At 71.1% G+C, this 13268-nt stretch carries 12 protein-coding genes and 1 tRNA gene; 5 read left to right on the plus strand and 8 right to left on the minus strand.

Annotated elements, in window-relative coordinates; genetic code table 11:
• Positions 1–85: 85 nt before the first annotated feature.
• The 4 genes from EUA94_RS12725 to EUA94_RS12740 all read right to left on the minus strand — a co-directional run bounded on the left by EUA94_RS12725 (position 86) and on the right by EUA94_RS12740 (position 2775).
• The gene (locus tag EUA94_RS12725) at positions 86–496 is read right to left on the minus strand and encodes a VOC family protein (protein WP_129427261.1); all 411 of its coding nucleotides are present in this window, start codon (positions 494–496) and stop codon (positions 86–88) included.
• A gap of 48 nt (positions 497–544) precedes the next feature.
• Positions 545–1315: a 3'(2'),5'-bisphosphate nucleotidase CysQ gene (locus tag EUA94_RS12730; RefSeq protein ID WP_129427262.1), complete on the minus strand. Its 771-nt coding sequence runs from the start codon at positions 1313–1315 to the stop codon at positions 545–547.
• 25 nt (positions 1316–1340) lie between these two features.
• Positions 1341–1934: an aminoacyl-tRNA hydrolase gene (gene pth, locus EUA94_RS12735; protein ID WP_207210533.1), complete on the minus strand. Its 594-nt coding sequence runs from the start codon at positions 1932–1934 to the stop codon at positions 1341–1343.
• 139 nt (positions 1935–2073) lie between these two features.
• Positions 2074–2775 (minus strand): 50S ribosomal protein L25/general stress protein Ctc, encoded by a 702-nt coding sequence (locus EUA94_RS12740; RefSeq protein ID WP_129427264.1) that lies wholly within the window; start codon positions 2773–2775, stop codon positions 2074–2076.
• A 255-nt stretch (positions 2776–3030) separates the two neighbouring features.
• On the opposite strand from EUA94_RS12740, the gene pepN reads away from it, so the two are divergent.
• Positions 3031–5439, plus strand: coding sequence for an aminopeptidase N (gene pepN / locus EUA94_RS12745; RefSeq protein ID WP_242494858.1), 2409 nt, complete (start codon positions 3031–3033; stop codon positions 5437–5439).
• A 530-nt stretch (positions 5440–5969) separates the two neighbouring features.
• Here pepN and EUA94_RS12750 read toward each other — a convergent pair.
• The gene (locus EUA94_RS12750; RefSeq protein WP_129427375.1) at positions 5970–6941 is read right to left on the minus strand and encodes a ribose-phosphate diphosphokinase; all 972 of its coding nucleotides are present in this window, start codon (positions 6939–6941) and stop codon (positions 5970–5972) included.
• A gap of 108 nt (positions 6942–7049) precedes the next feature.
• Positions 7050–8486, minus strand: coding sequence for a bifunctional UDP-N-acetylglucosamine diphosphorylase/glucosamine-1-phosphate N-acetyltransferase GlmU (gene glmU / locus EUA94_RS12755; RefSeq protein WP_129427266.1), 1437 nt, complete (start codon positions 8484–8486; stop codon positions 7050–7052).
• A 64-nt stretch (positions 8487–8550) separates the two neighbouring features.
• Between glmU and EUA94_RS12760 the strand changes: the two genes are divergently transcribed.
• The 4 genes from EUA94_RS12760 to EUA94_RS12775 all read left to right on the plus strand — a co-directional run bounded on the left by EUA94_RS12760 (position 8551) and on the right by EUA94_RS12775 (position 12494).
• Positions 8551–9189 (plus strand): TetR/AcrR family transcriptional regulator, encoded by a 639-nt coding sequence (locus EUA94_RS12760; protein ID WP_165356883.1) that lies wholly within the window; start codon positions 8551–8553, stop codon positions 9187–9189.
• A gap of 76 nt (positions 9190–9265) precedes the next feature.
• Entirely contained in the window at positions 9266–10759 is a 1494-nt protein-coding gene (locus EUA94_RS12765) for a flavin-containing monooxygenase (protein ID WP_129427268.1), read from the plus strand.
• A complete protein-coding gene (locus EUA94_RS12770; RefSeq protein WP_129427269.1) occupies positions 10756–11595 on the plus strand; it encodes an SDR family NAD(P)-dependent oxidoreductase in 840 nt (279 codons plus the stop codon). The genes EUA94_RS12765 and EUA94_RS12770 overlap by 4 nt, the downstream gene beginning before the upstream one ends.
• Positions 11592–12494, plus strand: coding sequence for an alpha/beta fold hydrolase (locus EUA94_RS12775; RefSeq protein ID WP_129427270.1), 903 nt, complete (start codon positions 11592–11594; stop codon positions 12492–12494). The genes EUA94_RS12770 and EUA94_RS12775 overlap by 4 nt, the downstream gene beginning before the upstream one ends.
• Here EUA94_RS12775 and EUA94_RS12780 read toward each other — a convergent pair.
• Complete coding sequence (locus EUA94_RS12780; RefSeq protein WP_129427271.1) at positions 12478–13071, minus strand: nucleoside/nucleotide kinase family protein; 594 nt, start codon at positions 13069–13071, stop codon at positions 12478–12480. The two genes, EUA94_RS12775 and EUA94_RS12780, sit on opposite strands and share 17 nt — an antisense overlap.
• Positions 13071–13152 (minus strand) — tRNA-Gln (locus tag EUA94_RS12785). The genes EUA94_RS12780 and EUA94_RS12785 overlap by 1 nt, the downstream gene beginning before the upstream one ends.
• Positions 13153–13268 lie beyond the last annotated feature (116 nt).

A 13268-nucleotide genomic window follows, 5' to 3' on the forward strand; every position in this document is an offset into this window, starting at 1 on the left:
ACCACCGGCCCCACTCAGCAATCGGGAAGCAGGCACCCATCACCAGGTTGGACAACCTGGCTGGGCATCACACCTAGAAGTCCGGTCAGGCCGGCGGCGGCGGGCCGGCGTGCACCTCGTCCAGCGACCTGAGGATGCAGAACTCGTTGCCCTCCGGGTCGGCCAGGACCACCCAGCCGGTACCGGGGCCGTACTTCCCGCGCATGTCGCCGACCTGGCGCGCGCCCAGGGCGAGCACCCGCTCGAGCTCCTCGTCGCGACTGCCCTCGCGGGGGCGTACGTCGAAGTGGATCCGCTTGGCGGGGAGCTCCTCGTCGGGCACCTCGATGAAGAGGATGCGATGACCCGACTCCGGGTCGCGGATCAGGCACTCCTCGTGCCCCGGCTCGTTGGGGTCACCGTCGATGTCGACGTAGCCGAGCAGCGCCTTCCACCACTCGGAGAGCTCGTAGGCGTTGCGGCAGTCGACGGTGGTGTGAGCGATGAAGGAGGTCATGGCGCCACGCTGGCAAGGTCTGCGCGTGGCCGCAAGCCGAATTGTCGGTCAGACCGTGCCGTGGCGGCGTACGAAGTCGACGATCGCCTCGGCCAGCTCGGGCCGGCACACGATGAGGTCGGGCAGCGACGTGTCGTCCTCGTTGTAGACGATCGGCGAGCCGTCGACGCGGCTGCAGTAGAGGCCAGCGGCGCGGGCCACTACGACAGGGGCCGCGTTGTCCCACTGGTACTGGCCGCCGGCGTGGACGTACGCGTCGGCGACGTCGCGCACCACGCTCATCACCTTGACGCCGGCGCTGCCCATCGGCACGAGCTCGGCGTCGAGCTCGGCGGCCAGCGCCTCGACGAACGCGGGCGGGCGGCTGCGCGAGACGGCGATGCGCGGACGCGTCGACGTACGCGCGGGCAGCACGCTGGGCCGGCCGGTGCTGAAGGTCTCGCCGAGGGCGGGCTGCGCGACGGCGCCGGCGACGAGGTCGCCGTCCTCCCACAGCGCGACGTGGACGGCCCAGTCGTCGCGCGGCGGCTCGGAGAACTCACGGGTGCCGTCGAGCGGGTCGATGATCCAGACGCGGCGGGCGGTGAGGCGCGACTTGTCGTCGGCGGCCTCCTCGGAGAGCACGGAGTCGCCGGGCCGGTGCTGGGTCAGGATCCGGTCGAGCTCGGCCTGCGCGGCGGCATCGCCGGCGTCCTTGAGGGCCTTGCCCTCGAGGCCGTTGGCCTCGGCCCCGGCGCGTACGTCGAGCAGGACCGTGCCGGCGCGCTCGGCCGCCCAGACGGCGAAGGCGTGGTCGTCGAGCGTGGTGGGATCCATCATGGCGCCAGCCTATCGACGCCCCGGGTCACGAGTTGAAGCGCTGCTGGGTCTTCTCGAGGCCGTCGGTGATGAGCGACTCGATCGCGTCGGCCGCGTCGCCGACCTGGAACGGCAGCTCCTTGCGCTCGACGGTGGAGTAGTTGGACAGCACGAAGTCGGCGACGTCCTGACGACCGGGCGGGCGACCGATCCCGGCGCGGACGCGGTAGAAGTCGCCCGTGCCGAGCGAGGACCGCATCGACTTGAGCCCGTTGTGGCCGTTGTCGCCGCCACCGAGCTTGATCCGCAGCGTGCCGAACGCGATGTCGAGCTCGTCGTGGATGGCGACGATGTGGTCGGGGGCGACCTTGTAGAACGTCGCGAGCGCCTTGACCGGTCCGCCCGACTCGTTCATGTAGCCGCGACCGCGGGCCAGCACGACGCGAGGACCGCCGAGCGCGAGCCGGCCCTCGACGACGTCGGCGCGTCCGGTCTTGTGCGACCGGAAGCCCGACCCCATCCGCGAGGCCAGCTCGTCGGCGACGAGGTAGCCGATGTTGTGGCGGTGCCCGGCATAGCCCGGTCCGGGGTTGCCGAGGCCGACCACCAGCCAGACGTCGGAGGTGGGGGCGTCGCTCACGGCGTACATCCTTCCATTGGTGACCGGGCGACTCCTCGCGCTGAAATGGGCTGACCGGGCGATTCCTCGCGGTGCAGCGCGAGGAATCGCCCGGTCGGTGCGCCCCAGGGCGAGGAATCGCCCGCTGAGCGTGGTGCGGTCACTCGGAGTCAGTGGACTCCTGGTCGCCGGACTCGATGGCAGCGTCCACGGCAGCGGCCTCGACCTGCGCGTCGGCGATCTCGGCGTCGGAGACGTCGTGCTCGATGCCGGCCTCGGCCTCGGCCTCCTCCAGCTCGGCCTCGAGGGCCTCGGCGGAGATCTGCTCGGTCACGTTGACGATGAGGAGCTCCTCGTCGGCGAGCAGCGTCGTGCCCGACGGGAGGTTGAGGTCCTTGGCGTGGATCATGGTGCCGGCGGGGGCGCCCTCGACGGAGACCTCGAAGAACTCCGGGATGTGCGTGGCCTCGGCCTCGACGGAGACGACCGAGTTCTCGGTGACGACGAGCGTGTCCGGACCGGCCTCGCCCACGACGTGGATCGGGACGTCGACGGTGACCTTCTCGCCGCGGCGGACGGCGACGAAGTCGAGGTGCTCGATGACGCGGCGGATCGGGTCGACCTGGACGTCCTTGGTCAGCGCGAGCTGCTCGGTGCCGTCGAGGTCGAGCGCCAGGAGCGCGTTGGCGCCACCGTGCTTGAGGGCCATCATCGTCTGGTGGCCGGGCAGGATCACGTGGATCGGGTCGTTGCCGTGGCCGTAGATGACGGCGGGGATCTTGTTGTCGCGGCGGATCCGGCGGGCAGCGCCCTTGCCGAACTCGGTGCGCGTCTCGGTGGCGATCTTCTCGGGGGCAGACATGTGTACTCCTCAGTCGGTTTCTCTGCAGGCTGTGCGTTGTCGGTGGGGCCTGGCGCTCCGGAGACGACGAACGCCGCGCTCCGGATCGTGAGCGCGGCGCAGGGGAACTGACCGGCCCAGTCGATCACGGAGTCCCGATTCGTTCGTGGCTCCCTCGCCGAGGCAACCCGGGAACTCTACGCCGGGGCGGGCGGTGGGGTCGAATCCCGGGTGAGCGGGTCGCGGCCCTCCCCCTAGGGTGGCCGGGTGCCCCTGATGCTCCCCGAGGCGCGCGAGCGCGCCCTCCTGCTGACCGACGTCCACACCGTGCTCCACCTCGACCTCACCTCGACCGAGGACTTCGGCGTCGAGGCGACGATCTCCTTCCGCTGCACCGAGCCGGGCTCCTCGAGCTTCCTCGAGCTCAACGGCGGTACGGACGTGACGCTCGACGGGCAGCCGGCGCCTTACGCCGACGGGCGCATCGCGCTGACCGACCTGGCCGAGACCAACGAGGTCCGGGTGACCGCGCGGATGCCGTACGTCCATGACGGCGACGGGATGACGGAGACGATCGACCCCGCCGACGGCGAGCGCTACGTCTGCGCGCACACCTCGATGGACATCACCCAGAAGGTGATCCCCTGTTTCGACCAGCCCGACATCAAGACGACGTTCTCCCTGTCGGTGACGGCGCCGTCGCACTGGACGGTCGTCGCCAACGGCCAACTGGACTCGCGTACGTCGGGTGACGGGGCGGACACCTGGACGTTCGGGAAGACCCCGCCCTTCTCGTCGTACCTCTTCACCCTCGTCGGCGGCCCGTGGGTGTCGGTGACGTGGGACGAGCCGTACGCCCCGGCACCGGGCGGCACCCTGCCCTTCGGCTGGCACGCCCGGGCGTCGCAGGGCCGCGAGCTGGAGCGCGACGCCGAGGAGCTGCAGCGGATCACCAGCTCCTGCTTCCAGCACTACACCAAGATCTTCGAGCCGGAGTACCCCTACGCCGACTACCAGCAGGTCTTCGCGCCCGGGCTCAACTGGGGCGCGATGGAGTTCCCCGGCTGCGTGGTCTTCCGCGACTCCTACCTCACCCAAGGCGCACCGACCGAGCTCGAGAAGGAATGGGTGGCCTCGACGATCGCCCACGAGATGGCCCACATGTGGTTCGGCGACCTCGTCACGATGAAGTGGTGGGAGGACTCGTGGCTCAACGAGTCGTTCGCCGACTTCATGGGCTTCGACGTCGCCGGGGTCGCCGCGGGCTACACCGATGCGTGGACGTCGGCCGCGATCACCCGCAAGCCGACCGGCTACCGCGCCGACCGCCGTCGCTCGACGCACCCGATCGCCGAGGACACCGACAAGATCGTCGACGTCGACACGGCCTTCGCGAACTTCGACATGATCACCTACGCCAAGGGCAACGCCACGCTCGCCCAGCTCGGCCACTGGCTCGGCGAGGAGGACTTCCTCGCCGGCGTGAACCGCCACCTCACCGCGCACGCCTTCGGCAATGCCGACCTGGCCGACTTCCTCGACTCGCTCGACTCCGCGACCGAGCACGACGTACGAGCGTGGGCGGAGGCGTGGCTGCGCACGACCGGCTTCGACACCCTGGTCGTGACGCGGGACGGGGACATCCCAGTCCTCACCCGCGAGGGTTCGCGTCTGCACCGCCTCACCGTGTCGGCGTACGACGACGCGATGCGGCTCGTCGGCTCCCGCGACGTGCAGCTCGGCGACGAGCCCGTCCGGCTGGAGGAGTTCGCCGGCCGGGTCGTGGTGCCCAACTCCGGCGACGAGACCTTCGCCGTCATCCGTCCCGACGAGCAGTCGTGGGCGGCGATCACGGCCGGCCTGTCGTCGGTGGAGTCCCAGCTGACCCGGGCCCTGCTGTGGTGGACGGCGATCGACCTCTGCGAGTCGCAGGTGATCGGCGTCGACGAGCTCATCGCCCTGGCCGACCAGCACCTGCGGCCGGAGACGCACCCGCTGGTGTTCGAGGGCGTGATGCGCAACCTCCAGGCGATCACCCGCCGCTACGCCGCTCCCGGCGAGGTGGCCGACCACCTCGCGGTCATCGCCGACATCGCCCGGGGCGCGACCGAGGGCGACCCGCGGCTGGCGCCCGGCGCCTCACGGGTGCTGGCCCGGCTCAGCTCCGACCGCGACCACCTCGTCGACTGGCTGGCCCAGGACGACGTCGACCCGAGCGTGCGCTGGGCGGCCGTCCAGCGGCTCGCCGAGCTCGGCGACCCCTCGCACATCGACGTCGAGTCCCAGCGCGACCAGTCGGTGTCGGGCCACCACGCCGCCCTCACTGCGCAGGCCCTGGTGCCGACCGAGGCCGCCAAGGCCGAGATCTGGGAGCGGCTGATGGGTGGCGAGCTGGGCAGCCACGAGTACGACGCCGTCGCTGCCGGGTTCTGGGGCTGGGAGCAGGCCGACCTGCTGCGGCCCTACCTCGACCGCTACGTCACCGACGGCCTTGCCCTGGCCCGCCGGTCAGGTCAGGCGATGGCCGACGTGATCGGCGACGCCTTCCCGCGGCTGCCGCTCAGCCCGGCCGTACGCCGCGAGCTGCGCGCCGCCGTCGCGTCCGCGCTCGAGGCCGGCGAGGTGCCGACGGTCCTGGCGCGAGCCTGGAACGACGCCCTCGACGACCTCGACCGGACGCTGTAGGACTTGGCCTACTCGCGTGGGAGTCACCGCCTAAGCGGTGACTCATGCGCGGATCGGCTGAAGTCTCGGCACATCCGCGCGGTGGTCAGCGGTTCGCACCCGGAGGCCGCGGCTCGGCAGCCCGGACGCAGCCCCCTCCGGGTAGTCCACCGGGATACGGCTGTCCAGAGGCTGCCGCAACGACCAGAACCCGGTGGACTACCGACCAGAACCCGGTGGACTACCGACCAGAACCCGGTGGACTACCCCGGGAGTGGGAGCCGCCGCCCCCACGTCCTCAATGGCGGCAACTGCACCCACTTCGACACGTCTGAGAGGCGCTGCACAAGGTCGCGGCCGAGGTGGCGCGCCGCCCCTCGTCGTCCACCAGGCCGAGCCATGGTGGCGCCAGCAGCTGGAGCTCCGGCGCTCGGGTCACGCTTGAGTGATCCCACGCGGATCTCGATACGCCCGTCATCGCTTCGCAGGCTCAGCGGTGGGGCTACTCGATCTCCCGCGACGCGGCACCCGGCTCGTTCCTCGCAGGGTGACTACGCGTGACCGTCGAACATCGAGGTGACCGACCCGTCCTCGAAGACCTCGCGGATCGCGCGGCCGAGGAGCGGGGCGATCGACAGCACAGTAAGCTTGTCGAACTGCTTGTCCTGCGCGATCGGGAGCGTGTTGGTGACCACGACCTCCATCGCGGTGGAGTTCTTCAGCCGGTCGACGGCGGGGTCGGAGAGGATCGCGTGGGTCGCGGCGATGATCACGCCCGCGGCGCCGGCGTCCATGCACGCCTCGGCGGCCTTCACGATGGTGCCGCCGGTGTCGATCATGTCGTCGGTGAGGATGCAGATCTTCCCGGCGACGTCACCCACGACGCGGTTCGCGACGACCTCGTTGGCCACGTCGGTGCGACGGGTCTTGTGGATGAAGGCCAGCGGCGCACCGCCGAGACGGGCGGACCAGCGCTCGGCGACCTTGATCCGGCCGGCGTCCGGGGAGACGACGGCGAGCTGCTGGTCGCCGTACTTGCGCTTGACGTACTCCGTGAGGATCGGCAGCGCCATCAGGTGGTCGACGGGGCCGTCGAAGAAGCCCTGGATCTGGTCGGCGTGCAGGTCGACGGTGATTAGCCGGTCGGCGCCGGCGGTCTTGAACAGGTCGGCCATCAGCCGGGCGGAGATCGGCTCGCGGCCGCGGTGCTTCTTGTCCTGACGGGCGTAGCCGTAGAACGGCATGACCACCGTGATCCGCTTCGCCGAGGCGCGCTTGAGCGCGTCGACCATGATCAGGTGCTCCATGATCCACTCGTTGATCGGAGCCGTGTGGCTCTGGATCACGAAGGCGTCGCACCCCCGCACGGACTCCTCGTAGCGGACGTAGAGCTCGCCGTTGGCGAAGGCCCGTGCGACCTGGGGCACGAGGCCGCACTCGAGGAGCTCGACGACCTCCTCGGCGAGCTCGGGATAGGCCCGGCCACTGAAGACCATCAGGTTCTTCTCGGTCGTCCGCTTCATTCCGGTCACGCGACGCGACTCCTCTTGTGCTGGTCGGCCTCGGGGGTGGCTCGTTCGGAGGTGCTGCACAGGATTCTCACCCACGACGGGCTCATCCCCAACCCCGGGTCACCCCTCGGTCTTCTCCTGCTGTTCACGAGCCTCGCGGGCCGCCTCGCCCTGGGCGGTGCCGGACCGCTTCGACTCCGTCCAGCCCTCCAGGTTGCGCTGCGGGGCGCTGCTCACGGCGAGCGCGCCGGCCGGCACGTTGCGGCGTACGACGGTGCCGCCCGCGGTGCCCGCGCCGTCCCCGATCGTGACCGGCGCGACGAAGGTGTTGTTCGAGCCGGTCTTGGCGTGGCGACCGATGACGGTGCGGTGCTTGGCGACGCCGTCGTAGTTGGCGAAGATCGTGCCGGCGCCGATGTTGGTGCCCTCGCCGATCTCGGCGTCACCGACGTACGACAGGTGCGGCACCTTGGCGCCGTCGCCGATCTGGGCGTTCTTGGTCTCGACGAACGTGCCGATCTTGCCGCCGACACCGAGCTGGGTGCCGGGCCGGAGGTAGGCGAACGGGCCGACGGTCGCGCCGTCACCGATGACGGCGAGCTCGCCGTGGGTGCGTACGACGCGGGCGCCGGCGCCGACCTCGCAGTCCTTCAGCGTGGTGTCGGGGCCGATGACGGCGTCCTCGCGCACGACGGTCGCGCCGAGGAGCTGGGTGCCGGGGAGGATCGTGGCGTCGGGCTCGATCACCACGTCGGCCTCGATCCACGTGGTGGCCGGGTCCATGACGGTCACGCCGTCCTTCATCCAGCGGGTCACGATGCGGCGGTTGAGCTCCTTGCCGAGCTCGGCGAGCTGGGCGCGGTCGTTGGCGCCCTCGGTCTGCGCGACGTCGTCGATCAGGTGGGCGCCGACGGTGAGGCCGTCCTGGCGAGCGAGGTGGACGGCGTCGGTGAGGTAGTACTCGCCCTTCGCGTTGTCGTTGGTGATCCGCGGCAGCGCGGAGACCAGGAACTCGGCGTCGAAGGCGAGGATGCCGGAGTTGATCTCGTCGATCGCCTGCTGCTCCGGGGTCGCCTCCTTCTCCTCCACGATCGCCTCGACGTCACCCTCGTCGTTGCGGATGATCCGGCCGTAGCCGAAGGGGTTCGCCACCCGCCCGCTGAGGATGCTCACCGCGCGCTGCGCCGCCTCGTGCTCGGTGGCGAACGCCAGCAGCGACTCACCCTCCAGCAGCGGGGTGTCGCCGGCGGCGACGATGACGGTGCCGGTGGTGGTGCCGACCGCCTCCATCGCGATGCGTACGGCGTGGCCGGTGCCCTCCTGCTTCTCCTGGACGGCCAGCACCGCGTCGGGCAGCAGCGCGATGATGTGCGGGCCGACCTGCTCGCGCTGGTGGCCTACCACCGCGACCACGGCGGTGGGCTCGACGGCCTGTACGGCGCGGAGGACGTGGCCGATCATGGAGCGCCCGGCGATCGGGTGGAGCACCTTCATGGTCTTCGACTTCATGCGGGTGCCGCCGCCGGCAGCGAGGACGATGACGGTGAGGTTCTCCATGGGTCGCAGTCTGTCACTGCCGGCGCCGGCCCAAACCTGCGCGCCCCTGTGGTCGAATGGCGGCGTGAGCGGGCGCAGCTACGGCGGGGAGTCGGCGACCGACCGCCTCGCCCGTCGGCGCCGGCAGCTGCTCGACGCCGGCCTGGAGCTCTTCGGGACCACGGGCTACCGCGCGACGACGGTGCGCCAGCTCTGCCGCGAGGCGAAGGTCAGCGATCGCTACTTCTACGAGCAGTTCGACTCCACCGAGGACCTGCTGCTGGCGGTGTACGACGAGTGCACCGCCCGGCTCGAGGAGGCCGCCGTCGCCGCCCTCGGCGACCCGGGCGACGCCGTGCAGGACCTGGCTCGCCGCGGCCTCGATGCCTTCCTGTCCGTCGTGGAGTCGGACCCGCGCCTGGCCCGGGTGGTGTGGTTCGAGGTGCTCGGCGTGAGCCCCCGCGTCGAGACGGCGTACCTCGCCCGGATGCAGTCCTTCGGCCACCTCATGGTCGCGGTCGTCGCCGGCCGGGCCGAGGCCGAGGACGTGCCCGAGGTGACCCGCGAGCTGATGGCCACCACGGCCGTCGGAGCGGTCAGCTACACCGTGATGACCTGGGCCAACGCCGCCTTCTCCCCCGCGCGCGACGAGGTCGCCGAGACGCTGGCCCGATTCCTGGCCGGGGCGGCGACGGCCGTGCTGGAGTCGCCCCGGTCGACGTGACCTGCGTCACGCACCGATGCGGAATCGACTGTCATCACTCTAATGTGATGACAACAGATTCCAGATTGGAGGAACGATGGACACCACGACCGTGCTGATCATCGGCAGCGGCTTCGGCGGCCAGGTGACGGCGATCAACCTGCTGCGCCGCGGCATCACCGACTTCCGCATCCTCGAGCGCCGCGACTTCATGGGCGGCACCTGGTGCCAGAACTCCTACCCCGGCGCCGCGGTCGACGTCCCGTCGCCGCTCTACTCGATCGCCTCCGAGCCCTACCCCTGGACCCGGATGTACGCCGAGCAGGCCGAGCTGCGCGACTACACCGAGCACGTCGTCGACCGCCACCGGCTCCGCGAGCGCACCGTGCTCGGTGCCGAGGTCGTGGCCGCCGAGTGGGACGGCGAGGCCTGGGACGTGCGGACCAGTGACGGCGAGACGCACCGTGGCCAGTTCCTGGTCAACGCTTCCGGCCCGCTCAGCACCCCCGTCGTACCTCCCTTCCCCGGCCTCGACGACTTCGAGGGCCACGCCTTCCACACCAACGGCTGGGACCACGACGTCGACCTGGCCGGCAAGCGCGTGGCCGTCATCGGCTCGGGCGCGAGCGCCGCGCAGGTGATCCCCGCGATCCAGCCCGAGGTGGACGCGCTGCACGTCTTCCAGCGCAGCCCCCACTGGGTGCTGCCCCGCCCCGACCGGGTCTTCACCCGGCTCCAACGGCGCGCGCTGCGGCTGCGTCCCCTGCAGCGGGCCCTGCGCACCGCGATCTACTGGAAGCTCGAGACCCGGGTCATCGGGTTCAAGCACAGCCGCTGGCTGCTGAAGCGCATCGCCCAGCGCGAGGCGCTCGGCCACATCGCCGCGCAGGTGCCGGACGCCGACCTGCGCGCGAAGCTCACCCCCGACTACACGATCGGGTGCAAGCGGATCATCCTGTCCGACACGCTCTACCCCGCCCTGGGATCGCCCAACGCGACGCTCCACGACCGCCACGACGGCATCGACCACTTCGACGCGACCGGCATCGTCACCGCGAGCGGTGAGCACCTCGACCTCGACGTCGTCGTCTTCTCGACCGGCTACGACGCGACCGACGGCGTCATCGCGTACGACGTCCGCGGGCGCGACGGCGTCGCACTGGCGGACGTCTGGGACGACTTCCCCCGCGCCTACCTCGGCACGACCGTCCCCGGGTTCCCCAACTTCTTCGTCGTGACGGGCCCCAACACCGGCATCGGCCACACCAGCGCGATCTTCGTGATCGAGGCGCAGATGGAGTACCTGATGCGGGCGATCGGCACCGTGCTCGACACCGACGCGACCAGCATCGAGGTGCGCGCCGACGCCGAGGCGGCGTACACCGACTGGGTCCATGAGGAGATGGCGAAGACGGTGTGGCACGACGGCGGGTGCACGTCCTGGTACCGCTCGCGCTCGGGCCGCGTCGTCGCGATGTTCCCCGGCTTCTCGTTCTCCTTCCGCCGGCTCGCCCGGCGCTTCCGGCCCGAGCACCACGTGCTGGAGCCGCTCCCGACCACCACGCCCGTTCCCGAGAGGATCTCCGCATGAAGCACCTGGATGAGAAGGTCGCCGCCGTCACGGGGGCCGGCTCCGGCATCGGCCGCGCGCTCGCCCTGCGCCTCGCCGACCACGGCTGCCGCCTCGCGCTCTCCGACGTCGATGCGACCGGACTGGCCGAGACCGAGCGCCTCCTCGAGGGTCGCGCCCGCGCCGTCACCACGGCCGTCGTCGACGTGGCCGACGAGGCCGCCGTGCTGGCCTGGGCAGACGCGGTGGTGGCCGACCACGGCCGCGCCAACCTCGTCGTCAACAACGCCGGCGTCGCCCTGTCCGGCACCGTCGGGTCGCTCTCGACCGAGGACTACCGCTGGATCATGGGCATCAACTTCTGGGGCGTCGTCCACGGCACCAAGGCGTTCCTCCCCCACCTCGAAGCCTCCGGCGAGGGCCACGTCGTCAACATCTCCAGCGTCTTCGGGCTCACGGCCCAGCCGCTGATGAGCGGTTACAACGCCAGCAAGTACGCCGTCCGCGGCTTCACCGAGTCGCTGCGCCAGGACCTCGAGCTCACCCGGTCGTGCGTGAGCGCGACGTGCATCCACCCGGGCGGCATCAAGACCAACATCGCGCGGTCGGCGCGGTTGGACTCCAGCGTCGCCACGGCCACCGGCAAGCCCACGGAGGTCGCCAACAAGGAGTTCGAGAAGTCCTTCATCACCTCCCCCGACAAGGCCGCCGCGGTCATCATCGACGCCGTGCGCAAGAACAAGCGCCGGGCGCTGATCGGGCCGGACGCCCGGGTCTTCGACGCGATGGTCCGCATCGCGCCGACGGGCTACCAGCGGCTCATCACCGGCGTCGTCCGCTCGCGGAGCGCTTCGTGAACCGGCGTACGGCGCTCGGCGCACGCGTGCTCGCGACCGCGACCCGCGCCGAGGCGAGGGCGTACGGCCTGCGCGAGCGCCGCGTCGACGCCGGCGACACGACCCTGGCCGTGCTCGAGGGCGGCCCGGCCGACGCGCCCGCCGTCGTCCTGCTGCACGGCTACACCGCCGACCGCGTCGTGTGGATGCGGTTCGCGAAGCACCTCGTGCGCGACCACCGGGTCGTCGTTCCCGAGCTCGCCGGCCACGGTGCGTCGGGGTTCACCAGCGGCACCGGCTTCTCGGCGCCCGCGCAGGCCGATCGCGTGGCAGCCGTGATGGACGCGCTCGGGATAAAGCGCGCCCACGTCGCCGGCAACTCGATGGGCGGCTTCGTGGCCGCGACGCTCGCGGTGGCGCACCCCGAACGCGTCGCCTCCCTGCTGCTCAGTGACGCGGTGGGTGTTGCGTCTCCGGAGCCGAGCGAGGCCGCGCTGCTGATCGAGCAGGGCATGAACCCGTTCTTCCTCGACGACGTGGCCGACTTCCCGGCGTTCTACGCGCTGACGATGGCCCGTCCGCCCTACGTCCCGGGCTTCGTCCGTGCGGCGATCGCCACGGACTACGTGGCCCGCCGCGACGACTACGAGGAGATCTTCACCGACCTCTTCGACGTCGCGACCCTCGACGAGCGACTCGGCGAGATCACCGCGCCGACCCTGGTGATGTGGGGCGAGCAGGACCGGCTCGTGCATCCCAGCACCGCGCAGGTGTGGGCCGACGGCATCGCCGGTGCCCGCATCGTGCGCTACCCCGACGCCGGCCACATGCCGATGCTCGAGCTGCCTGGTCGTACGGCCTCGGACTACCGATCGTTCCTGTCCCGCGTCACCGCGGACACGGTCACATCGGGGCGCTGAGGACGACCTCGGCCCGCTCCCGTGGCCGCTCCGCGCGCTCGTAGTCGTGGCCCTCGGGGATCCACTTGGTGTCCCAGAGGTCCAGCTCCGCCTGGTCGTCGCCCTGCAGCAGGTTGCGGGCCTTGGCCCGCTCCCCCGCCGTCTCCGGGTCGAGGTCGATCCACACCGCCAGGTCGAACCAGTCCCGCGTGCGGTCGTTGAACAGCCGGATGCCCTCGACGATCAGCACCGCCGGCATCGGGTGGTCCTCGACGCCCGTCTCGCCCGACCACCAGCGGTAGCCGTAGCGCAGCCGCTCCGGCTTCGGCACCGCGCGAACGCCCGTCACGACCGCCTCGAGCAGCGCCCAGTCGCACTGCTCCCACAGGCCCGCCTCCGGCCCGCACGTCACGGCGTAGAACGCGTCGGTCGCGACGACCTGCTCGGGCGCGAGGCCCAGGTCCGCCGCCAGCCGCTCGGCGAGCGTCGACTTGCCCGCCCCGCCGTGTCCGCTGACCCCGACGACCGGCGCCCGGTCCTCGGTGGTCGCGACCAGGTCGCGCACCCGCGCCAGCAGGTCGTCGTACGTGAGTCTCATGGCTCCCCGGGATGGAGTCGAACCATCGTCGCTAGTCCTGATTCAAAGTCAGGCGGGCCCTGCCGGCAGACCAACCGGGGATTGTGGGACAAGCCTAGAGCCCCGTCCGGGACGTGTGACGAAGCGGCGGCCCGGACGACCGCTTCGCAACACGTCCGGGTGGAGACAACCGACACGGACGTGGTGTTCCATCGACG

Origin of the sequence: Nocardioides zhouii, from assembly GCF_004137345.1 — a bacterium.
Classification (GTDB): domain Bacteria; phylum Actinomycetota; class Actinomycetes; order Propionibacteriales; family Nocardioidaceae; genus Nocardioides; species Nocardioides zhouii.